A 21,522-nucleotide genomic window follows, 5' to 3' on the forward strand; every position below is an offset into this window, starting at 1 on the left:
CGGGTGTGCCTGGGCCGGGTCAGGTTCCGGGGTTGCCGGGTGTGCCTGGGCCGGGTCAGGTTCCGGGGTTGCCGGGTGTGCCTGGGCCGGGTCAGGTTCCGGGGTTGCCGGGTGTGCCTGGGCCGGGTCAGGGTCCGGGGTTGCCGGGTGTGCCTGGGCCGGGTCAGGTTCCGGGGTTGCCGGGTGTGCCTGGGCCGGGTCAGGTTCCGGGGCTGCCCGGTGCTCCTGGTCAGGTTCTGCCTCCGTATCAACCGGGTGGCAGCCAGGGAGAACTTCCGCAGCTGCCGCCGTGGCTGGCGCGACCGGAGGTGAACGGCGGATACCCGCCGTTCACCGGGAACGGCCCATGGCAGCAGCCCGGCGGTCCCGCGTTGCCGAATTGGCAGGGCGGCCCGCCCATCGCCGGACCGCCGGCGCCCGGCAACGGCCAATTCCCGCCTGCTTGGCACCAGCCGGGTAGTGCTGCGCCGCAACCATTCCCCAACGGGAACGCTCCGTCGTACCCGGACCAGTACGGTCCGTACGCCGGTCACCCGAGCCAGGAGTTCCAGGGCCGCCAACCGTCACCCGGTAACCAGCTCCCCCCGCACCCCGGCTGGCAGCACCAGGGACCCACGCCCCATCCATCTACTGGCTGGCAGCAACCCGACTACCCGACCCCATCGAACGGTGCGTCCCCCACACAGCCGGGTCTTGGCCCTACAGGCAACGGTGCAGGCGAGCCGCCGCAAGGGTGGCAGCAGCCCATGAACGGTGCGGTTCCCACGCAGCCGGGTCCGGTCGGTCCGATCGATGGGCAGCAGCCGGGACATGGTGTGGCGCAGTCGCCGCAGGGCTGGCAGCAGCCGGTGAACGGTTCGGCGCCGCCGTCCGGGTGGCAGCCGATGAACGGAGCCACTCAGCAGCCGTCGGACTGGCAGCAGCCCGGAAGCGGGGGGCAGGCGCCGATGGCTTGGCAGGAACCGGTGAACGGCATGACTCAGTCGTCACCGGGTTGGTCGTCGGTGAACGGTGCGCCGGAATCGGGGCCGGGCTGGCAGCAATCGGGTAACCCGATGCCGCAGCAGCATTTTGGTTCGCAGGAACCGGTAAACGGCGTAACTCAGTCGTCACCGGGTTGGTCGTCGGTGAACGGTGTGCCGGGGCCGGGGCCGGACTGGCAGCAATCGGCCAATCCGATGGCGCAGCAGTCTGCTGTCTGGCAGGCACCGCAGAACCCCGGGGCGCAACCGGGTACCGGCTGGCCCGAAAGCGCTGTCCCACAGCAGACGTGGCAGCAGGCGCCCGGTGGGCAGCCTGCGTGGCAACCGATGGGCGATGGCGCGCAGCAGGCGCCGGGCACGCAGCCCGGGTGGCAGCCGATGGCCGGCAGTGCGCAGCCTGGGTGGCAGCCATCCGGACCGGTGGCATCCGACTCTGCGTGGCACCAGCAATCGGGTAACCCGATGCCGCAGCAGTCTGGTGGCTGGCAGGCACCGCAGAACCCCGGGGCGCAACCGGGTACCGGCTGGCCCGAAGGCACTGTCCCGCAGCAGACGTGGCAGCAGGCGCCTGGCGGGCAGCCTGCGTGGCAACCGATGGGCGATGGCGCGCAGCAGGCGCCGGGTGCGCAGCCCGGGTGGCAGCCATCTGGGCCGATGGCATCCGACTCTGCGTGGCACCAGCAATCGGGTAACCCGATGCCGCAGCAGTCTGCTGGCTGGCAGGCGCCGCAGCACCCTGCAGCGCAACAGGGCACCGGCTGGCCCGAAGACGCTGTCCCGCAGCAGCTGTCGCAGCAGGCGCCGGGCCCGCAGCCCGGGTGGCAGCCGATCGCCGACAGTACGCAGCCTGGGTCGCAGCCACCTGGACCGGTAGCGCCCGGCTCCGCGTGGCACCAGCAATCAGGTGCCGCGCCGAACTCGGGGTGGCAGCAGTCGGGTGCTGCGCCGAACCCCGAGTGGCAATACACGAACGGTCCGGCGCCGGGGCAGTGGTCGCCCATGCCGGGTGGACCACAAATGCCTCCGCAACAAGACTTTTCGATGCCGGGGTCGCAGGGCGGGCCGTCCGCGGGTCAGCCGTACCCGGGGCAGGGCAGTCAGACCTATCCCGCCGGTGCATGGCAACCGATGGGACCCACGCAGCCGTCCACCGGCAGCGACCCGTATCTGGTCGGACCTGGACATTCCGGGGCACCGACCGGATCGACCGAGACCGACAGCCCCGGTTCGGATGCGGCGAACATGCGCAGCTCCGATGCCTACGGAACAGGGATTCGCGGCGGAAACAACCCTGTGGCGCAACCGGTTCAGCACCAGCCTGCACAGTGGAACAACGGACAGACATGGGCGCAGGGGCCGGGTGCCTACCCGGCGCCGCAGTGGCAGGCGAATCAGCCTGACGGCTGGAGCGGTCCCGACCCGAACGGCCCGTGGCGTCCGGCACCGACGTCGGTGGAGGCCCCATCCGCCGCGGTGACACACCCGGCCTCCGACCCCGGCGCCGCGATGAATGTCCGACCGGCCGCCGCGGACCCGAGCGTGCCGATCGACGACAACGCGCCCGCACCGGCCGCAGCTCAACAGCAGGCACAGCAGCAGCCCACCGCAGCGACCCCGCCGACACCACCATCGGCTCCGGACAGCGGCCGCAGGCCCGCCGAGCCGAGTCGTGGCCGTGACCTCATCGGCGGCGCCACGGAGAGCGGCGGTCCGGTCCTGGTACGGGCGTACGCGGGCTTCGGAACGACGGCCGAGTTCGACCCGGCGACCGGCACATTGCGGGCCGGAAACACCGTCGGCGCGGTCCCGGTGGGCGTCTATGGCCAGCTCGGCGACACGGTGGTGGTGTTCTACCGCAGCGGTACCCGGCTGGGATTGCGGATCGGCACCCAATCGATCGAACTCGACGGTCGGGTCGACATCGAGTGGCGGCAACCAGCCGAGCGGACGACCGGGCTCACCGTGCTGACGGACGGCGTGCAGACCTTCGCAGTGGAGTATCGCGCCCTGCCCGCCGACCTCGATCTGGGCAAACTGATCAGTGAGGTGTGGGCCGACCCGGACCGGCGCGCCCGCATCTTCACCCGATGATCGCTCCTCGGGCAGCGGTCCGCGCCGTGTGCCAGGATTGGCGGCATCGGTGTTCGAAGTGATGAGGAGAGCTGTGACCACACCGCGTGACGAGTCGGCGGACACCGGGAGTGGCGATCCGGCTGATCCTGTCGTGACACCGGACGGCGCGGACCCCGATGTCGGCTTCGCGACCGAATCGCCCGATCCGGTCGCGCGCGCCGAGGAATTGATCCGCGGCGTCGCCATCGGCCTGGCCGCTCTCGGCCCCGAGGGCTGGCACCAACTCGACGCGGCATTCGTGCTGGCCGGTCGGACACAGCTCGACTTCGTGGTGTTCCGTGACGACACGGGCCGCAGCAGGCAGATCCCGCCGACCGACGACGTCCGCGAGCTGGTGCGTCAACTGCGGGCAGTCTCGGCGGAACTCGGCGACGGCCCGTGGTGGCGGATGTTGCTGCGGCTCACCAGCCGCGGCGAGATGGAAGTCGACTACGACTACGGCGACGAGCCCTTCCCCCCGGAACACACCCTCGACGACGAGTCGTATCGCGTCGACCTCGAGCTGTTCCCCCGTTCGCGGGTACCGATCTGGCTGGCGGCCAAGCTCCGCGGTGGCGACGGCCAGCGGCGGCCTGCCGACCGCGCGGCGGGCCAGGCGCGCGATGACGTCGCCACCGGGCGGCGAGCCGACTTCTCCGACAACGACTTTCCCGCCCTGCCCGCGCTGTGGGCGCGCTGGGCGGTGCTCGCCGCGGCGTTCGTCGCGGTCGGATCGGCCTGGGGCCCGCGGATACTGCCCGCGCTCGGCTTCTTCGAGGGCAGCAGACACAGCGGATCGACGCTGTACCGGCTGCCGGGCGGCCGCGCCGTGCTCTCCGGCGGTGTCTGGAACGCACCGGAGCTGGACGCGGTCTACAACGAGGGCGCCCCGATGCCCGCGTACTACGCCGGCGCCCCCGCCTGGGTCGCCGACCAGGTACTCAACCCGCGCGCGGGCACCGGCTTGCTCACCTTCTGCTACTGGTGGGAGGGCGGCAGCTGGCATCGGGGCGTGTCGCCCCGCTCGGACGTGCTCGCCGAGGCGGTACCCGCGGTCTGGAACTCCGACACCGTCGTCGACGTGGTGGCCGGTCTGCTCGGTCCCGACACCAGCGAGCGCGCCAAGGCGAGGATCGCGACCCTGGTCTCGGCCGCCGAGATCGGGATCGTGACCAGGGAAACGCTGCTCGAGGTGTTCGGTGACGCCGATGCCTTCGATATCGACGGCGCCTTCCTGCAGCTCACCATGGCCGGGGTCGCGCTCACGCTGCCCGACCCACTGCCCGAGGCCGACGCCATCGCCGCGGTCCGCAGGCACGTCGAGGCGAGTGGCGCCGATACCACCGGGTACCCGCTCGACGAATTGCGCGCCGATCGGCTCAGCATCGGGTGGATGGTGTTCGTGCCGGTCGCCCCGGGGGAGATGGCGATCGGCCGGGCCATCTTCTACCTGGCCGACGACGGGGTACTGGAGCCGTCGACCTCCTCGGTCGCCCCGTCGGTCTACATTCCGGAATTCGAGCGGCGCTTCCATCGGCGTCACGGTGTGGAGGACTGAGGACATGGCGCGTGAGAGCCGGCCGACAGACGATGAGCTCCGGCTGAACTTCGAGGTCGAACTGGCGTCGGCGGTAGCCGGTGGCGGGCTTCGCACCGAAACCGGTCTGGACACCAGAACCGAGGACGCCCTGCTGAATATCGTGCAGGCGTTCCCGATCGTCTCGCAGCAGCTGATCGACGCCGCCCGCGCCGCTTTCGCCGGTCAGCTGGACGGATCGAACGCCGAGCAGTCGCGGGCGCTGCTGGCCAGGCTGATCGAGGAGCACAACCGCCGGGTCGCCGACGGCGGGGAATAGCGGGCGTGAGCTTTTGGTCACGCTGTGGCAGGTGATGATTCACGTTAAGGTGGTCGAATGTTCAGCAGACACATGGGAAGATCGTCTGCAGATCGGACTCGCCGATTCTGAGTCGTTGCTGCACTGGACTTCTCACTGGATCCGGTGTGGCGCTATGGGGATTACGCGAAGGCTCGATGTCGCGCGGTAGCGTGACCGGGCCGGGTAGGAGTTGACTGATGGCTGACGCGGACGCACCGTTCAAGCAGATGCTCGGTATGGCATCGGGCGGATCGACTCTCCAGATAGACAACGAGAAGATGGCGCGCCAGCTCACCGAAGCGGTCGGCAAGATGCTGTCGATGGTCGAACTGGTCGAGGCCAACACCTGGCAGGTCGCGGGCGAGGGGGCCGAGCACGCCGGTATGTTCGGCGGCCTGCTGTCGAGCCTGCAGTTGCAGGGCAAGGTCACCGGTACCGGCGATACCCTGCGCACACGGTTGTCCGAGCACAAGAAGATCCTGACCGCGATCGGTCACACCTTCGTCACCGCGGGCAAGCTGTACGAGGACAGCGACGAGTCGACCGAAGGCGCGTTCAACCGGATCAAGAAGTCGGTCTCGGGCAAGGCTCCCGACGGGTTCGAAGTGACGTCGGCGAAGCCGACGGTGGGTGCCACGTCGGCCCCGCTGTTCCTCAAGCCGGGCTTGACCAACACCCAGTCGGACAAGCTGGCGACGTACGACCCCGACAAGATGAACATCCCCGCGCCGATCCACCCGGGTGACGGCACGGAGGGCATGACGAAAATGCAGAAGAGCGACCAGCGCAACACCGCGCCCGTCGATCTCGAGGCGTCGAACAGTCTGGAATACGACGACTTCTACCGGATGAACAACAACCTCACCGCCTCCAAACAACGCGTGGTCGATATCGGGCGCGCGTGGACGTGGATGCACGGGCAGATGAACACGGACGCCACCGCCTTGCGCGATGCCGTCGACAAGGCGATCGCCGGTGGTATGTGGAGTTCGCCCGCCGCGCAGAAGGCACGCAACTCGATCGATGGCTATACCAATGATGTGGTCGGGCTGGCCGACAACACGAAGGTCATGGGCGGGGCCGTCGACTACACCGTCCGATGGCTGGACAATGTGCAGAGCTATCTGCCGACGAAGTCGTCAGCGGAGCTGACCGGTGACAAGGAAGACAAAGACGCCCAGATCAACAAGGCGACCGGGCTGGCCCGCGAGGCGTTCAGCAGGCTGTATTCGCCCGCGGTCGATACCGCGAGCAACTCGATCCCGCTGCTCTCGGAGGCGGTGAGCCCGGTGACCGGCGGACTGTCCGGTGAGGGCTCGGGCACCAACGGCTCCGGCGACGGTACCGGCACGAACGGTGGTTCCGGCACCGGTGGTTCCGGCTCGTCGGGCGGCTACGGCGGTGGTTTCGGCGGTGGGTCCGGTTCCGGCTTGCGTTCGGGCAGTGGTGGTTCCGGTACGGGATCGAACGGTTCCGGGCGGCAGGGGACCTCCGACGGTACGTCCGGGCTCGGCCGAAAAGACAACGGCGGCAGCACCGGCAGCAACGGCTCCGGCGGTGGTTCCGGCAGCGGCGGCAACGGGTCGGGGTCGGGATCGGGATCGTCGAGCGGTTCCGGGTCGGGCCTCGCCGAAGCGGCCAAGCAGATGGGCCTGGCGAGTTCGACCGGCGACAAGTCCACCGGCGCCGACAAATCCACCGCGGGTAAGGACGGTCTGTCCGCGCTGGAGAAGGCCAAGGAGGAAATGGCGAAGAACGCCGCGAAGGGCGGCGGCGGCGGTGGTGGTGTCGGCGGTGGCGGTGGCGGCCTCGGTGGGGCCGGACTGCCGAAGGACACCGCGGGTGCCGCCGCGTCCAAGCTGTTCCCCCGCGCCGCGGCGGCGGTGCCGACCGGCGCGCTGGGGCGGGCCGGACTCGCGGGTATGGCCTCGCCGGGTATGCCGGGTGGCATGGGTCCCGCTGGTGCGGGTGCCGGTGGTCAGCAGGGCGGCGGAAAGGAACACAAGCGGGCCGACTACCTCGATTCGGCCGACCATCTCGACGAGGCTCTCGGTGAGGCGCCCGTCGTCGCCAAGCCGGTGGTCGAAAGATGAACCGTCGCTGGAAATTCAGCGATCTCGAATTCGCGGCGATGTGGGCCGCGCTGGACGAGGAACACGTCCCGGCGCCGTTCATGTTCACCACCGACATCAAACTCGAGGTCGACTACCAGCGGGCCTGCAGGCTCGCGGTGGAGCGGCTGCGGATGGAACACGGCTTCGCCCTCGACACGATGTTCGCCGACATGCGTGACGCGGACATCCGGGTCGAGGTGAACGGATACGACGAGCGCGACGAGTTCGGCGCCGACGGAGTCGTCCGGGTGCTCGGTACCCGGCGTGGTGACACCGGTTACGTCGTCACCGCCGAGCCAGGGCGGTCCTACTTCACCAGCAGTTCGTTCATCGTCACCGAATGCGCGGCGCTCGAGCTGGCGACCGAGGTGGCCCGCGCCCTGCCCGACGTACCAGCGGGCAGCGGTGCCGATCTCGCGCTCGATACCGGTGACGAGCGCAGCGATCTGGACTACAGCTTCGGGCAGTCGGCAGTACACGACACGTTCGAGGAGACGGCCACGCAGCGCGCGGTCACCTTCCATGCCACGAAGGCCGCGTGCCGGGGCCGGATCGCGATCATCCAGGGGAAGTCCCGCTTCGGGCCGCGCGGTATCAGCCGCCATGTGCTGCGCTGGCGCGACTTCGCCGACGACGGACGGTACGTGATCGACGATCAGCATCCGCCGGTCGCGACCGGCGCCGACCGTAACCGGCTGGTCGGCATGATCAATGCCAGGATCGCCGAAGTGGTGCGGGCGATCAAGGACGAGCGAGCCTGAGAGGTGGCGACGATGGATACCGACGAACCGGCGAGCCCGTCCGAGTGGACCGCGACGACGCGGAACGGCGCGATTTCGGTGCGTACCACCGAACAGGGCCTGCCGCTGGGGATCTCGATCGACGCGGCTGAGCTGCGCCGTCCGCCGGACGAACTCGCGCAGGAGGTGTTGCGGCTGTGCCGCAGCGCGGCCAACCGTGCGGGCGTCGCGCGACGTGAGGCGCTGGCGGCCGCGGGCATGTCGCGGGAGTGGCTCGCGCTGACCGGACTGCCGACAACGGAAGAGGTTGCCGTGCAAGAGATCAGCGACGAGCAAGAGTACGATACCGAGCAGGAGAGCTGGCTCCGTCCGGTCTGATCGAGACGGAGGAACGGACAGATCATGTACGAGACCATGGACGAACTCGAGGCGAGTGTCCGGCGCAAGCTGTACCGGCTGCGCGACCTCGCCGACGACATGGCGGGCGTCAGCGCCACCGAGACCTCGCCGGACGGCGCGATCACGGCCACCGTGGACGGCAACGGCACCCTCGTGAATCTGGAGTTCACCCAGGAGATTTCGACGATGACACCGGCGGAGTTCGAGGCGGGACTCACCGAGACCGCGGCGATCGCGGTGCGGCGCGCCTTCGCACGACGCGCGGAGCTGGTGACGGCATTCAACGAAGAAGCCGTAGAATAGTTACCTTTTGTTCACGAGAAAAGTGCAAAGTTTCTGCAAGTAACCTACCTACCGACCCATCTCGGTAGGCAGAATTGTCTGCATCCAAACGCATGACAGGATCGGGGATTTCGATGAGCGACCTCGTAGCGACACCTGAAGTGGTCCGCCGATACGGCGACGCCGCGGTGGCCATGGCGACGAGCGTGGCCGCGGCGGGCGGGTTCGATCAAACGGCTACGGTGGCCGCCGCCGCACCGGTTTTCGGGCTGATCGGCCAGGACTTCCTGTTCTCCTTCGCCGGCGCGCAGTTCAACCACGCCTCCTCGGTGCTGGAGCTGGCCGGTGTGCACGCGGCGACCGCGATGACCGCTCATCAGGCCGCCGCCGCACTCGAAGCGACCGAAGCTGTTTCGGGTACCGCGCTGAGCACGGCGGTCAGCGGGCTCCGGTGAGTTCGCAGCCCGACCCGACGGTCCTCGAGCTGCTGCGCGGCAGCGCGCTGGCGCCGATGATCGATCAACCTGTTTCCACGATCCTGCAGGACATGGGCCTGCCCACGCTGCCACAGCTGCCCGCGCTGCCACCGCTGCCGGATATGCCTGCCATGCCCGTCATCGATCTGTCGGCGCTGCTCCGGCCGCTCACCGATCTGGCGAGCAGCTTCGGCACCGGCGCACTGGGCAACTCGGGCACCGGTGCCGACCCGACCGAGGTGCTTTCCGGCATCACCAGCGCCTTGCAGACCGCGATGCAGCTCGGTAGCACCGCGCTGCAGACCGCGACGTCGCTGTGGCAGGGCGCCGGTGCGACCGGTGCCGCGACGAAGGCCGGACAGGCGGCGACCAACGGCGCCGAACTGGCCACCCAGGGTGCGCAGGAGAAGGCGGTACTGGCCGGTGGCGCCACCTCGGTGGGCGTCGGGGCTGCCGAGATGAGCATTGTCATCTCGCGGTATCTGGCGATGGTCGCGGCCTCGGCGCCGTTCCTCGCCATGCCGGGCGGGCAGGTATTCCTGGCCTCGGCCACCGCGGAGTCCATCGCCGAGGGCCTGGCCGTGGTGGCCAAGACGCGGGCGGAACTGACCGTGCATACGGCTGAGATGACCGCGGCGGGCCGCAAGGTCGACGTGACCGACGCGCCGACCGGTGTCGACTCGATGCAGCAGGTGATGCAGATGCTGCAGCCGTTGCTGTCGCTGGCGACCACAGCGGTGCAGAGCGCGACCGATGTCGCCGAGCAGTTCACCTCGGCGACCGAGTCCGTCGAGCCGATCGCCGCCGTGGACGGCGATGTCGATCCGGTGGCGGCGACCGGTGCCGGCGGCGGGGCGGTCGGTGCGATCGGTGGCGTCGGCGGTGGGCTGGCCGCGGCCGCTGCCCCGCTGAGCCAATGGACCGGCACCAAGCTGACGGGCGGCACCTCGCTTCCAGGTGGTGCCGGAAATTCCTCGACCGCAACCGAATCCGATGCCACCGCCGTGCGCGCGACGTCGTCGCCGGGCGGAATGATGCCGATGGGCGGCATGGGCATGGCCGGTGCGCGGATGGCAGGCGACGCGGGCGACATGCCGACCTTCCTGGTCTCGGCCCAGCACGGCGACGAAGTCGTCGGTGAACTCGACGGAGCCTCGCTGCCGGTGGTCGGCGCGGCTGAACTCGTCTCGGAACCATCGCCCGACAAGCAACTGACTCTGTAGGAGATGGTGATGACCCGCAGTGGTGTGGACTTCGACGGTGTGCAGTTCGACGCGACAGCAGCGCGGTCGGCTGCGGCCCGGCTCGACGGGCTGGCCGACCGGCTCGAACAGGATCTGCTCGCCGGTGAGCGTCCGCTCGCGGTCGCGCCCGCCGGGATCGATGAGGTCTCGCTGCGTGCCGCGGAGACGATGACCGGTGCCGGTACCTCGTACCTGGACACCGGGCGCGCCGGCGTCTTCGAGCTGCGCAAGCTCGCCGCGCTGCTGCGCGACCAGGCGGCCGGCTTCGGCAAGTCCGAGACCCAAGGCGAGCAGGACTTCACCGCGCTCGTCGGTGGCGCTGCCTGATCCGGGCGGCACGGAGCAGCGACGATGATCGAACCGCCGAAACCCGGGTTCACCGGCGTGGTCTGGGAGGCGCGTGAGCCCGATCGGCTCGCCCGTGAGCTCGGTACCGGGCCCGGCGCGCTGCCGATGGCCGAGGCGGGGGTGGCCTGGGCTCGTCTGGCCACCGGCTTCGGCACCGCCGCGCTCGAATACGAGCAGATCCTCGGCGTGCTGCGGGGCGCGTGGCAGTCGACGAACAGCCAGGCGGTGCTGGATCGGATCACGGCGTTGCGCGACTGGTTGACCGAGGCGGCGACTGCCGCCGCGATCAACGCCTCGCGCGCGGAAACCCAGGCCGCCGCAGTCGAACTGGCGCGACTCGCGATGCCCGATGTCGCCGAGATCGCCGCCGTCACCCAGGCACAGCAGATGCTGGCCCAGGTCGGTGCCGCACTCGGTGCCCCGGTGGCCGCCATCGCGGCACACACCGACGGCGCGGCCGATGTCGCGAAAGCCGGTGCGTCGCGGGTGATGCGCGCGTACGAGGCGGCGACCGAGCCGCTGTCGACGCCGTGGCAGCACGAGGCGCCGCCGGTGCTCGCCACCGATGCCGCGCTGGCCGCCGAGCAATCGGGCGGTGCGGGGCCGGTGAGTGCGTCCGCGGCGGCTGCCGGACCGGTGCTGCCGGTCGGCTGGTCGGGTCCGCTCGGCGGGTTCGCGGCACTGCGGGAGAAGACCGCCTATCGCGCGCCTGTCCTGCTGCCATCCGACCCGGCCGAAGTCGTGGAAACGGTTGCTCCGCAGGTAGTTCCGCACGCCACCCCGGCGGGTTCGGTGCCGATGGTGCCGGGAGCCGTCGGATCGGCGTTCGCCGGCGAGGAGGAGCACGAGCCGGAGGAGTACCGGGCGGGGGACGCGGGCGCCGATGTGATCGGTGCCGACCTCGGCATCGTCTCCGCACCCGCGGTGCTCGGTGTGCCCGACCGCCCCGCCCCGGCCGCGCAGGCCACGACGGGAGGTGCCGCATGACCGTGATGACCAACGACGGCCTGCTGGTGGTGGCCGAGCGGCTGGGTGTCCAGACGCTGCCGCTCGTCCTCGCGGTCGGCCCGCAGCACGAGTCCTACTCCGAGTGGCAGGCCGCCCAGCAGCACGCCGCCGATAACCTCGTCGAGGCGGGCGTGCTCGACAGCTACGGAGACGTACTACCCGACCTGGCCGACGCCCTGTTCGTCCTGGCTCAGCCGGAGCGCGAACTCGTCGCACGTATCTACCACGAACAGCACGGACCGACCCGGATCTGCCTGGCCCGCCGAGGAGCTCAGCACGCGCTGGCTGTGCGCGCAGGCGACCGCTTCGAGATCACCACCGTGTGGGCCGACGAGCCGGGCGAGACGCTGCGCAGGCCGCTGTCCGCCGCGCTCGGTCCCTGCGAGCCTGCCGATGTCGCGCAGTTCAGCGCGCCGTCGGCCGAACTCGGTGACCGGCTGACCGCGGCCACGTCGTCGGCGGACTACGCCGACGCCGTGTACGCGCTCGGGGTCACCGGACGCGACGCCACCGAGTACGCGATGGCTTTCGAGTCCTGCCATGCCTACGCCGAGATCGTGGCCTGTGCCCACGTCGACGGCGTAACCACCCGGCCGCCCGGCGCGGTCGCGGTCTATGACACCGGGCGTGGGCGCATTGTCGCCGCGCCCGGCACCGCCCCGGATCAGCAGATCTGGTCCACCGTGACACCGGGTAGCGATCACCGGCTCGCGCAAGCGATCTCGGGCCTGATCGATATGTTGCCCGGGGGGAGGTGGCTACCCCGTTAGATCTCCGCAAGGGCGGTGACCCCGCCGGACTCGGAGACGGCATATCAGGTGCCGTCCACGAACATTCGCAACACATGAGAAGGGTTGGAAGATGAGCGTTTTCAATGACGGCGCAGCGGCAAGCGCGGCGCAGGGCGACATGGCCAATGCGGTCGAAGGCATGAAGTTCACGCTGAAGGCCATCACCGACGAGGTCACCGCGGCCAAGGGCTGGCAGGGTGCGGCCCGAGTGGCCTTCAACGATGCCGCCGACGCCTGGAACACCGAGGCGGTGAAGCTCAACGCGCTGCTCGACGCGATGGCCACGCACGTGGGTGAGGGCACCAAGGAATACACCCGGATGGACGGCGAGGGAGAAGACGCCTTCCGCTTCACCAGCCTCTGACCCCCCAATTCACGTCTTCTGACCGGAGGAAATCATGTCTGACATCATCCAATACGACTCGGGCGCAATGGTCACGCTTTTCAGCGACCTGGTGAACTTCCGCAAGGCGCTCACCGACTTCGCCGGCGACATGACCGACGCGGGCGGCAAGCTGGCCGTCGCATGGGAGGGCAACTCCGCCCATTCCGCCTTCGCCGACCTGCACAAGAAGTGGGACGGCGAGTTCGAGGACACCCTGCTCATCCTCGACCGGGTGGCCGCCGAGGTCGAGAACGCGCTGCACCGCGCCCTCGGCACCGACGGCAAGATCGGTGACGGTTTCGCCGACCTGGGCTGAACGAGCACCGCGAAAGCGCCGGCGGAGAATTCCGCCGGCCCTTTCGCTTGTCTGCCGATCAGCGTGCGGCGGCCAGGGATTCGCCGATGTAGCGCATCTCGTCCGGCGTGGTCACCATGTTGACGGTCCAGGTGTCGCTCGCGGTCCGGACCGTGATGAGGGTCGGCCGGTCCTGGTCCTGTATCAGCACCACATCCGCGGTGGGTGCGTCGCCCGGTTCGTGCGGTGACCGCACGTGCACGACCGTCGCGCCGCCGGTGAGTGCCGCGGGCGGCAGGCCGTCGAACACGACAACGGTGGTGGCCGGGAACAGGGCATCGGTCGGCGGTGCCGTCGGCGGTAGGTGCTGGGTGGCGCCCGCCGACCTCGGCGCGAGCGACAGCAGATGGGGCGCGTCGACATTGCCCACCATCGCCTGCCACGCATCCGGCCGTGTGGTGTGCACGACGGCCCGCGCGCCGAGGGCGAGTGCCCGCAGAATCACCTGCTGGGCCAAACCGAGACGCCCGATCACCTCCAGATGCCGGGTGCCGTCGCCGATCAGTGGAACGGCCAGGCCCTGGCCGTGATCGTCGGCGCCGATGAGCTGACCGCACCCGGCGGTCGGCACCACGATGCCGTCGAGTGCGCCGAGGGCACCGCGATAGTCGGAGGTGGTGTCCCTGCTGCTCGACGGGACCGGCAGCGTATCGAGCAGCGCCCGGAATTGCCTGCCAGGCATCGGCCGCAGCCCGGCAACAGGTGGTTCGGCCGGAGCGGACACGGTATCGAACCGGACCAGGGCGCCGACCGTGATCGATTCGGGGCCGACGCCCGCGGTGGCCGGGCGGTGCGCGCCGGGCCGCAGTCGCACGGTGACGGTCGTACTCATGCTCGGAGTCGCCCAGATATCGGCGAAGCCCTGGGTGCCGACCAGTTCGGGCCCGATCTCGTAGCTGGTCAGATGGATGCCATCGTGTGCAAGGCCCGTCGGCGTCTCGGTGAACTCGTCCAGCGCGATATTGCGGGTCAGCAGCCTGACCGCGGAGTTCATCTCCGTGGCGGTCAGCACGGATGCCGAGATATCGTGGGCGGCAAGCCGGTTGGCCACCCGCCTGGTGGCGATGATGGCGGTGCGCAGGGCGCCTTCCGCGCCGCCGCCGCGGTTGGCGACGGCGTCGGTGTTGGCCAGCGGATCCATGCGCAGCACCAGCCAGACCGTGCGATGCGCGATGGCGGGCAGCGGCCCGATGATCTGGTTGTAGAGCGCCGCCAAGGTGCCGGTGCCCGCGGTCCGCGCGCCGGTGCTGATGATGTCGATCGAGGACAACGCGATATCGAATTGATCGAGGCACTTGGCGATCTCGGCCAGCGGCAGGACCTGTTCGGTGCTCAGTGCCCCGCGGCGCAGCAGGGTCGCCGAGTCCGGTGGTGGATCGATGCGCAGCATCGTCACGAGCAGATCACCATCGGCGCGCACGCTGTAGCTGCCGCCCTCCGGCAGCGGGACGTCGAAGGGCTCGGCGCCGAGATGCCCCGGTCCCGGCCTGACCCGACGCCACCGGTAGGCCGCGACCCGCGCCAGCATGCCCGCCAGGTTGCGCGGGTAGCGACGGCGCACCGGGACGGCGCCGAGCGCGAATACGGCGGCGCCGATGGCAAGTACCGCCCACAGCCGCAGATCGGCGGCGAGCGCGATCCAGGCCGCGAGCGCGGCGCCGAGGCCGAGTGGGATCACCAGATGCAACGGCAGGTGCCGGAAAAGCCAGAATTCAGGATCGCGCAAAGTCTGGTTAACCGACCTGCCCGTTCGTGTTTCGTTTACGGCCTGATTCACCACAATCCCTGATTCACTTCGACCGGTTCGGACGAGATTCCGTCCTGGTTCGCCGCGCTCACAGTACCCGGCGGCGGCGTAGCGGGCCGCCTCGCGATTGACACGGAAGATTCTGTGGATACGGTAATTTCGTCGTCAAACGTTCTATGGAGATCATGTGCCGGCTCAGCTGACCACCCGGGCCCAGGTCAACGGGTATCGATTCCTGCTGCGCAGGCTCGATCACGCCCTGGTGCGCCGGGACGTGCGCATGTTGCACGACCCCATGCGCTCGCAGGCGCGCTCGCTGATGGTCGGCGCCGTCCTCGGCCTGCTCGGTGTCGCGGGTGCGGCGATCATGGCGTTCCTCAAGCCACAGGGTGCGATCGGCGACGCGCAGATCGTGATGGGCAAGGACAGCGGGGCGCTCTTCGTGGTGATCGCCGAGGAGAGCGGCGCCCAGCGGCTGCACCCGGTCCTGAACCTGGCCTCGGCCCGATTGATCAGCGGCAGTGCGGAATCACCCACCTCGGTGAAGGACGGCAAGCTGTCCTCGATGCCGCGCGGGCCGCTGCTCGGCATTCCCGGAGCGCCCGCCTCGCTGCCGGGTTCGGCCGTGGGGGACCGGTCGGACTGGTCGGTGTGTGAGACGGTGCAGCTGTCGAGTTCGGGCAGCGCGGTCGCGGCGTCGGGTGTGCACACCACGGTCCTGGCGACGGAACCGCTACTGGGCCAGCGCATTCGCCCGGCCGGCGCGAACGAGGCGGTGCTGGCTCGCCGCGGCGGCAAGACCTACCTCGTCTACGACGGCAAGCGCGCCGAGGTCGACCCGAACAACTCGGTGCTGGCCCGGGCGCTGCAACTATCCGGCCAGCGCCCGCGACCGGCAGGCCCCGCCCTCCTCGACGCCCCGACACCGGTACCGCCGCTGGCCGTGCCCGAGATTCCGCAGGCCGGCGTGGCAGGTCCGGGCAAACTGTCCGATGTGCCGGTGGGCGGGGTGATTTCGGTCGCTGCCAACGGCCGCTCCGACCGGCCCGAGCTCTATGTTGTGCTCGCCGACGGTGTGCAGCGGGTGGGTGATTTCGGGGCCGAGGTGATCCGGACGGCGAACTCACAGGGCATGCGCGAGATCAAGGCGGTGCCACCGGACTCGCTGACCGGGCTGCCGGTGCTGCACCAGCTGCCGATCGACCACTTTCCCGCCGTCGCCCCGACCTTCCTCGCCGCCGAGGACGTGCCGGTGACCTGCCTGTCGTGGACGAAACAGCGTAGCGGCAGCGCCGACGCCGTCGACGGGACCGCAGGCCGCGCTGCCATGACCATGCTGACCGGAACCCGGCTGCCGCTGCCCGACGCGGCGGTTCCCGTGGCACTCGCCACCGGTGACGGCACCGGCGACCGGGTCGACAATGCCTATCTGCGACCGTCTTCGGGCGAATTCGTCCAGGTCACCGGCACCGAGCCGGGCAGCCAGCGGCGCGGCAGCCTGTTCTACGTGGCAGACAACGGCATTCGCTACGGAATCCCCGATCTGGAGACCGCGCAGACCCTCGGCCTCGGCGGCAAGCCCAAGTTGGCGCCGTGGGCCGTGGTCGGCCAGCTCATCGCCGGCCCGACCCTCACCAAGCAGGACGCCCTGGTCAGCCGGGACGTCCTGACCGTGGCCGCGAACTAGGACACACCGAGCGAGGCGAGTACGCCCGTCAACGCGGCAGCCATGTCGGCTTCTTCGATCCGCATCAGCACGGACTCGTCGACCGCATCGAGATCCAGCGAGTCGTCGTTGGCCAGGCGGAACTCCCGCTCCTCCTCCGCGGACTCGATGACGTTGCGGATGAATCGGCCGTTGCCTGCCAGATCGATTCCCCGGCGCTGCTGTCCGCTCTGATCGACGCGCTCGGAGTTGTAGAGCCCGTCGCAGGCCTGTACCAGCTGCGCGAGCGCTCCCTCCGACAGCACCGAGTCCCGGCTCTTCGCGATCACCTCACCGATCCGGCCCAGCTCCTCGGCGGTGTAGGACGGAAACTGCAGGCGCTTGGCGAAACGGGAAGCGAGGCCGTCATTGGCGGCCAGCAACCGATCGATCTCGCCGTCGTACCCCGCGATGATGACGACAAGCCGGTCCCGGTCGTTCTCCATCCGCGCCAGCAGGGTGTCGACGGCCTCGCGGCCGAACGCGTCACCGCCGGACAGGCCGGTCTGGATCAGGGTGTAGGCCTCGTCGATGAACAGCACGCCGTCCATGGCCGAGTCGATCAGCTTGTCGGTCTTGATGGCCGTGCTACCCAGATGCTCGCCGACCATGTCCATGCGCTTGGCCTCGACCACCTTGTCGGTCTTGAGCAGGCCGACACCGCAATAGATTTTGGCGACCACCCGCGCGATGGTGGTCTTGCCGGTGCCGGGTGGGCCCGTGAAGGCCAGGTGGTTGCCGCGCGGCACCGAGGCCATGCCCTTCTCCGCGCGGATCTTGGCCAGCTGGGCCGTGGCCTGCAGCTTGGCGACCTGGGTCTTCACATTCGCCAGACCGATCTGGCGATCGAGCTCGGCGCGGGCGGCGGCCAGGATGATCTTGGCGCGGTCCTCGTGCTCGGCCTGCTGCAACTGCTCGACCGACGGTGCCGATGCCGGATCCCAGCGGTCGGTCCGCGACTCGATGGACTCGCGGGAGGTCACCGTGATCCGGTACGTGCGATCCCGCATCGCCTCGGTGTTGGCGGTGAAATCGGGGGATTGCGAATAGACCTGTTCGAACAGCTTTTGCGCCTGCTCCTCGGCGCCGGTCTCGCGCAGGCACAGACCGTGGCAGAACATCGCCGTGCTGCGGGCCGCCGGAATCGGCCCCGCCTCGGCGGCCTCCATCCGCCGGATCGCCTCGCCGAACAGGCCGAGCTGCGCACAGGCGGAGCCGACCATCACGTGCGCGCCCGCCGCCAGATAGGGGTCGTCCCACTCGGCCGACCCCTTCAGCACCGTCATCACATCCGGCCAGCGCTGTGTCGAATAGTGCAGGACACCACGGACATAAGCACTGATCCGGTCGTCGGCCACCGTGTCGGGGCCTGCGGGCTGGCTCGCGCGATGCGCGGCGAGCTCGTCGAGGACGCGTTCGGCGTCGTCGTAGTCCCGATCGGCGATCAGCTGCGCGGCGTAGGCCAGGCAGGCTTCGGTATGCCCGGCCAGCGGGTAGTCGATGTAGAGGCCGGACAGGAACCTGCCGGCGAGCGCCCGCGGCGCCAGCCCGAGCCTGCGCTGTTCGCGCATCAGTGTGCCGCCCGCGGTCCGGTAGAGGTTGTGCAGCACCTCCCTGGTGACCTCACCCGCGGCCGCCCGGCCCAGCCAGGCATCGGCCATGTCCGGATCCCACTGGGTGGCGCGCTGGAACGCCAGCGCGGCGTAATCGAGGTCACGGGTCGATTCCTGGCCGTCGATCGGCAAGCCGAGTGACAGAACCCCGGCGTCGAACGCGCGCTGTGCCTGGCGATTGTCGGTCATTGCTGGCGAAACCCCGAAATCTTCCTCGATGCGAATGCTTGCGTTCATCCGTCGTAAACCTGGAATGCGTTCAGTGGGCGGGATGTTCGCGTGCCGATTGGGTCGGCCGGGAGAACGAGCGGCTGTCGTGCAGCAATCGCGTCCTCCCGATCTGTCCGATAGATTATGTTTCGCCGCCGCCAGGTTGCAACGTGGTGGCCGAGCGTAATCCGAACCGGCAGCGTCGGTTCGACGAGCGGAAAGAACTGGGGTCGGCGCGCAATTGACCGAGTCATCGAGCAGTGGTTCGCGCGCTGCTGAAATCGATCTGTGCCGGGTGTCGGTCATCGGCGTCAATACCCAACTCGACGTCGCGCTTCCGGCGAACGTGCCGATCGCCACCTTCGTGCCGGAGCTGGTCGCGCTCATCGAGTCGCGTGACCCGGTCCAGGCCGATGGCGAGGACGGTCCAGGATTGCGGGAGCCGCGGCACTGGACGCTGGCCAAGCTCGGGCGCGAGGCGATCGCGCCGAGCCGCACCCTCGCCGAGGCCGATGTCTACGACGGCGAACTGCTGGTACTGCGCGCGGTGGGCGCCAAGGAATCTCCCGCGCTGTTCGACGACGTGATCGACGCGGTGTCGCGGCTCACGGCCGAGGGATTCCGCGGCTGGTCGCCCAGCTCCGCACGCAGTACCGGCCTGCTGGTCGCCGTGGTCGCCGCCGTGCTGGCCCTCCTGGTCTTCGCCGGGGGACGCGGCGCCGGCTTCGACCTCGCCGCGCCGTTCCTGGCGACCGGTGCCGCGCTCGGCGCCGCCGTCGCCGCGGCGATCGCGGCCCGCAAGTATGGCGACGAGTCCACCGCGACCTGGCTCGGTGCGACGTCGATCGCGCTGTTCGCCGGGGGCGCGGCGTTGTTCGTGCCCGGCGACCTCGGGAGCCCGCAACTGCTGCTCGGCTTCTCGGTGATGCTGGTCGCCGCGGTACTGCTGTACCGCGCGCTCGGCACCGCGGCGACCGTCTGCGCCGCCGCGATCACTATTGCCGTGTTCGGCGGTGTCGCCGCCGCGATCGCCCTGGTCTGGGACCCCGCCACCCTCAAGATCGCCGCGGGCCTGCTGGTCGCCGGCATCGCGCTGATCTCCACAGCGCCCCGCCTCGCCGCGGTGGCCGCGCGACTGCCGGTACCGCCGGTGCCCACCGCCGGTGGCGCGATCGACCCGGCCGACCACGAGCCACGGCCGACAATCGAAGGCATCGGCGCCATCGGCGCGACGGCACTGCCATCGGCCGCGGGTCTCGGCACCAGGGCGAAGGCGGCGAACAGCTACCAGACCGGCATGCTGTTCGGTTGTGCGACAGCGGCGATCGTCGGTGCGCTCGGGACGGCGCAACCGTGGGGCGACCCCGGCTGGCCAGGATGCTCGCTCGCCGTCATCGCCGCGATCATCCTCGCGTCGCGTGGGCGTTCGTTCGCCGATCTGACCCAGGCAGGCACGTTGATCGGCGCGGGCGCCACGATCGTGATCGGGCTGCTGGCCGGATTCGCCGTCGGTGGTGGCAGCCTCGTCCCCGGCGCACTGCTGCTCGGATTCGCGGCGCTGGTGGTGGTTTTCGGCGTCATCGGCCCGCATCTGGAGATCACTCCGGTGACAAGGCGGATGAGCGAGATCTTCGAGTACCTGCTCATCTGCGCGGTGATTCCGTTGGTGCTGTGGGTGATGGACGTGTACTCGATGGCCCGCAACCTATGATCTTGCCCGGCTTGCGCCGCGGGGCCGCCGTGCTGAGTGCGGCAGGCGTGCTCAGTGGCGCCATGCTCGTGTACGCACCGCCCGTGACGGCGCTGGCGCCCCCGGTGATCGACATGGGCGCGCTCGACGCCGCGCAGGGACTCAGTACCCGCCCGGCTCCGCTGGAGCCCACCGAGCATCGGGTGCTGTGTTCGGAGCCGACGCTCAGTGGGTCGCCGCCCGCCGAGGCGCCGATCGCGCAGCGCGTCCTGGATCTGCCGACCGCGTGGCAGTTCAGCCGGGGTGCCGGGCAGAAAGTGGCGGTGATCGATACCGGCGTCAACCGGCATCCCCGGCTTCCCGCGCTGCAACCCGGTGGCGACTACGTCTCGGATTCCGACGGCACCGCCGACTGCGACGGTCACGGCACCTTCGTCGCGGGCATCATCGCCGCCCAGCCAAGTCCGGACGACGGTTTCGCCGGTGTCGCGCCCGACGCCGAGATCTTGTCGATCCGGCAGCTCAGCCTGGCCTATTCGCCGAAGGACCGCGGCGCCAAGGACAGCGCGACCGGTGCGCTCACCGAGTCCGGCTACGGCAACGTGCTGACGCTGGCCGCGTCGGTGATCCGGGCCGTCGACTTGGGCGCCACGGTCATCAACATTTCCGAGGTGGCCTGTGCCGCAGCGGGTTCGGACACCGCCGACGCCGCGCTCGGCGCCGCGGTGCGCTACGCCTACGAGCGCAATGTGGTGGTCGTCGCCGCGGCGGGAAACCTGTCGAGTCAGGGTGCCTGCCAGCAGCAGAACGAACGTCCCGGCTGGAAGTCGGTCTCGACCGTCGCCAGCCCGGCCTGGTTCCAGCCCTATGTGCTCTCGGTCGCCTCGGTCGATCCCGACGGCACTCCGTCGGCGCTGTCGCTGCGCGGGCCGTGGGTGGGCGCGGCGGCGATCGGCCGGTCGATCGTGTCGCTGGACAGCAAGCCGGGCGGCACCGGCCTGGTCGACCGGGTGCAGACCTCCGAGGGCCCGGCGGCCATCGAAGGCACGAGTTTCGCCGCGCCCTATGTCGCCGGGCTCGCCGCACTGGTGCGCGCGCGTTTTCCGGAGCTCGACGCCGGACAGGTGATCGATCGGATCGTGCGGACCGCGCACCATCCGGGTGCGGGCCGCGACGACCAGGTCGGGGCAGGCCTGGTCAGCCCGGTCGCCGCGCTCACCGCGGAACTACCCGCCCCGACACCGGACGGTGACTCCGCCACCAGGGCCATCGCGGCCTCGGTGCATCCGCCGGGGCCGGACCCGCTGCCGCGCCGGATCGCGGTGATCGGTTCGATCACCTGCCTGACCCTGCTCGGTATCGGTGCGGCCGTGGCGATCCCGTTCCACAAGCGCCGCCACGACGAGCTACCCGATTTCGATTCGGATTCCGAGCTGTAGAGGA

At 69.8% G+C, this 21,522-nt stretch carries 19 protein-coding genes; 17 read left to right on the top strand and 2 right to left on the bottom strand.

Annotated features, from left to right (window positions below):
* The first annotated feature begins 2,489 nt into the window (after positions 1–2,489).
* From ACWF9G_RS00775 to ACWF9G_RS00840, 14 genes are all read left to right on the top strand, one after another.
* Entirely contained in the window at positions 2,490–3,074 is a 585-nt protein-coding gene (locus tag ACWF9G_RS00775; protein WP_452512624.1) for a hypothetical protein, read from the top strand.
* 73 nt (positions 3,075–3,147) lie between these two features.
* Complete coding sequence (locus tag ACWF9G_RS00780; RefSeq protein ID WP_452512626.1) at positions 3,148–4,653, top strand: hypothetical protein; 1,506 nt, start codon at positions 3,148–3,150, stop codon at positions 4,651–4,653.
* 4 nt (positions 4,654–4,657) lie between these two features.
* Entirely contained in the window at positions 4,658–4,951 is a 294-nt protein-coding gene (locus ACWF9G_RS00785) for a hypothetical protein (protein ID WP_452512627.1), read from the top strand.
* Positions 4,952–5,169: 218 nt separating this feature from the next.
* On the top strand, positions 5,170–7,065 hold the full coding sequence (locus ACWF9G_RS00790; RefSeq protein ID WP_452512629.1) for a hypothetical protein: 1,896 nt from the start codon (positions 5,170–5,172) through the stop codon (positions 7,063–7,065).
* The gene (locus ACWF9G_RS00795; protein ID WP_452512631.1) at positions 7,062–7,847 is read left to right on the top strand and encodes an ESX secretion-associated protein EspG; all 786 of its coding nucleotides are present in this window, start codon (positions 7,062–7,064) and stop codon (positions 7,845–7,847) included. The genes ACWF9G_RS00790 and ACWF9G_RS00795 overlap by 4 nt, the downstream gene beginning before the upstream one ends.
* 12 nt (positions 7,848–7,859) lie before the next feature.
* Positions 7,860–8,204, top strand: a complete 345-nt coding sequence (locus ACWF9G_RS00800) for a hypothetical protein (protein ID WP_452512633.1) — start codon at positions 7,860–7,862, stop codon at positions 8,202–8,204.
* 24 nt (positions 8,205–8,228) lie between these two features.
* A complete protein-coding gene (locus ACWF9G_RS00805; RefSeq protein WP_452512635.1) occupies positions 8,229–8,528 on the top strand; it encodes a YbaB/EbfC family nucleoid-associated protein in 300 nt (99 codons plus the stop codon).
* Positions 8,529–8,641: 113 nt separating this feature from the next.
* Positions 8,642–8,962, top strand: a complete 321-nt coding sequence (locus ACWF9G_RS00810; RefSeq protein WP_452512637.1) for a hypothetical protein — start codon at positions 8,642–8,644, stop codon at positions 8,960–8,962.
* A complete protein-coding gene (locus tag ACWF9G_RS00815; RefSeq protein ID WP_452512639.1) occupies positions 8,959–10,206 on the top strand; it encodes a hypothetical protein in 1,248 nt (415 codons plus the stop codon). The genes ACWF9G_RS00810 and ACWF9G_RS00815 overlap by 4 nt, the downstream gene beginning before the upstream one ends.
* Positions 10,207–10,215: 9 nt before the next feature.
* Positions 10,216–10,554, top strand: coding sequence for a PE family protein (locus ACWF9G_RS00820; protein ID WP_452512641.1), 339 nt, complete (start codon positions 10,216–10,218; stop codon positions 10,552–10,554).
* 24 nt (positions 10,555–10,578) lie between these two features.
* Complete coding sequence (locus ACWF9G_RS00825) at positions 10,579–11,562, top strand: PPE domain-containing protein (RefSeq protein ID WP_452512643.1); 984 nt, start codon at positions 10,579–10,581, stop codon at positions 11,560–11,562.
* On the top strand, positions 11,559–12,353 hold the full coding sequence (locus tag ACWF9G_RS00830; RefSeq protein ID WP_452512645.1) for an ESX secretion-associated protein EspG: 795 nt from the start codon (positions 11,559–11,561) through the stop codon (positions 12,351–12,353). Before ACWF9G_RS00825 ends, ACWF9G_RS00830 begins: the two co-directional genes overlap by 4 nt.
* Before the next feature lie 91 nt (positions 12,354–12,444).
* On the top strand, positions 12,445–12,738 hold the full coding sequence (locus tag ACWF9G_RS00835) for a WXG100 family type VII secretion target (protein ID WP_452512647.1): 294 nt from the start codon (positions 12,445–12,447) through the stop codon (positions 12,736–12,738).
* 34 nt (positions 12,739–12,772) lie between these two features.
* A complete protein-coding gene (locus ACWF9G_RS00840) occupies positions 12,773–13,075 on the top strand; it encodes a WXG100 family type VII secretion target (protein ID WP_452512648.1) in 303 nt (100 codons plus the stop codon).
* Between the two features lie 58 nt (positions 13,076–13,133).
* On the opposite strand, the gene eccE is transcribed toward ACWF9G_RS00840, so the two are convergent.
* A complete protein-coding gene (eccE, locus tag ACWF9G_RS00845) occupies positions 13,134–14,840 on the bottom strand; it encodes a type VII secretion protein EccE (protein WP_452512650.1) in 1,707 nt (568 codons plus the stop codon).
* Positions 14,841–15,048: 208 nt separating this feature from the next.
* Between eccE and eccB the strand changes: the two genes are divergently transcribed.
* Positions 15,049–16,548 (top strand): type VII secretion protein EccB, encoded by a 1,500-nt coding sequence (eccB, locus tag ACWF9G_RS00850; RefSeq protein WP_452512651.1) that lies wholly within the window; start codon positions 15,049–15,051, stop codon positions 16,546–16,548.
* Here the strand turns inward: eccB and eccA are convergent.
* The gene (eccA, locus tag ACWF9G_RS00855; protein WP_452512653.1) at positions 16,545–18,368 is read right to left on the bottom strand and encodes a type VII secretion AAA-ATPase EccA; all 1,824 of its coding nucleotides are present in this window, start codon (positions 18,366–18,368) and stop codon (positions 16,545–16,547) included. The genes eccB and eccA overlap by 4 nt on opposite strands.
* Before the next feature lie 262 nt (positions 18,369–18,630).
* Here eccA and eccD point away from each other — a divergent pair, with 262 nt between their 5' ends.
* Together eccD and mycP are read left to right on the top strand one after the other, a co-directional pair.
* Positions 18,631–20,100: a type VII secretion integral membrane protein EccD gene (gene eccD, locus ACWF9G_RS00860; protein WP_452512655.1), complete on the top strand. Its 1,470-nt coding sequence runs from the start codon at positions 18,631–18,633 to the stop codon at positions 20,098–20,100.
* Positions 20,101–20,102: 2 nt separating this feature from the next.
* Entirely contained in the window at positions 20,103–21,518 is a 1,416-nt protein-coding gene (gene mycP, locus ACWF9G_RS00865; RefSeq protein ID WP_452512657.1) for a type VII secretion-associated serine protease mycosin, read from the top strand.
* Positions 21,519–21,522: the final 4 nt, after the last annotated feature.

The organism is Nocardia sp. NPDC055029 (assembly GCF_053608525.1).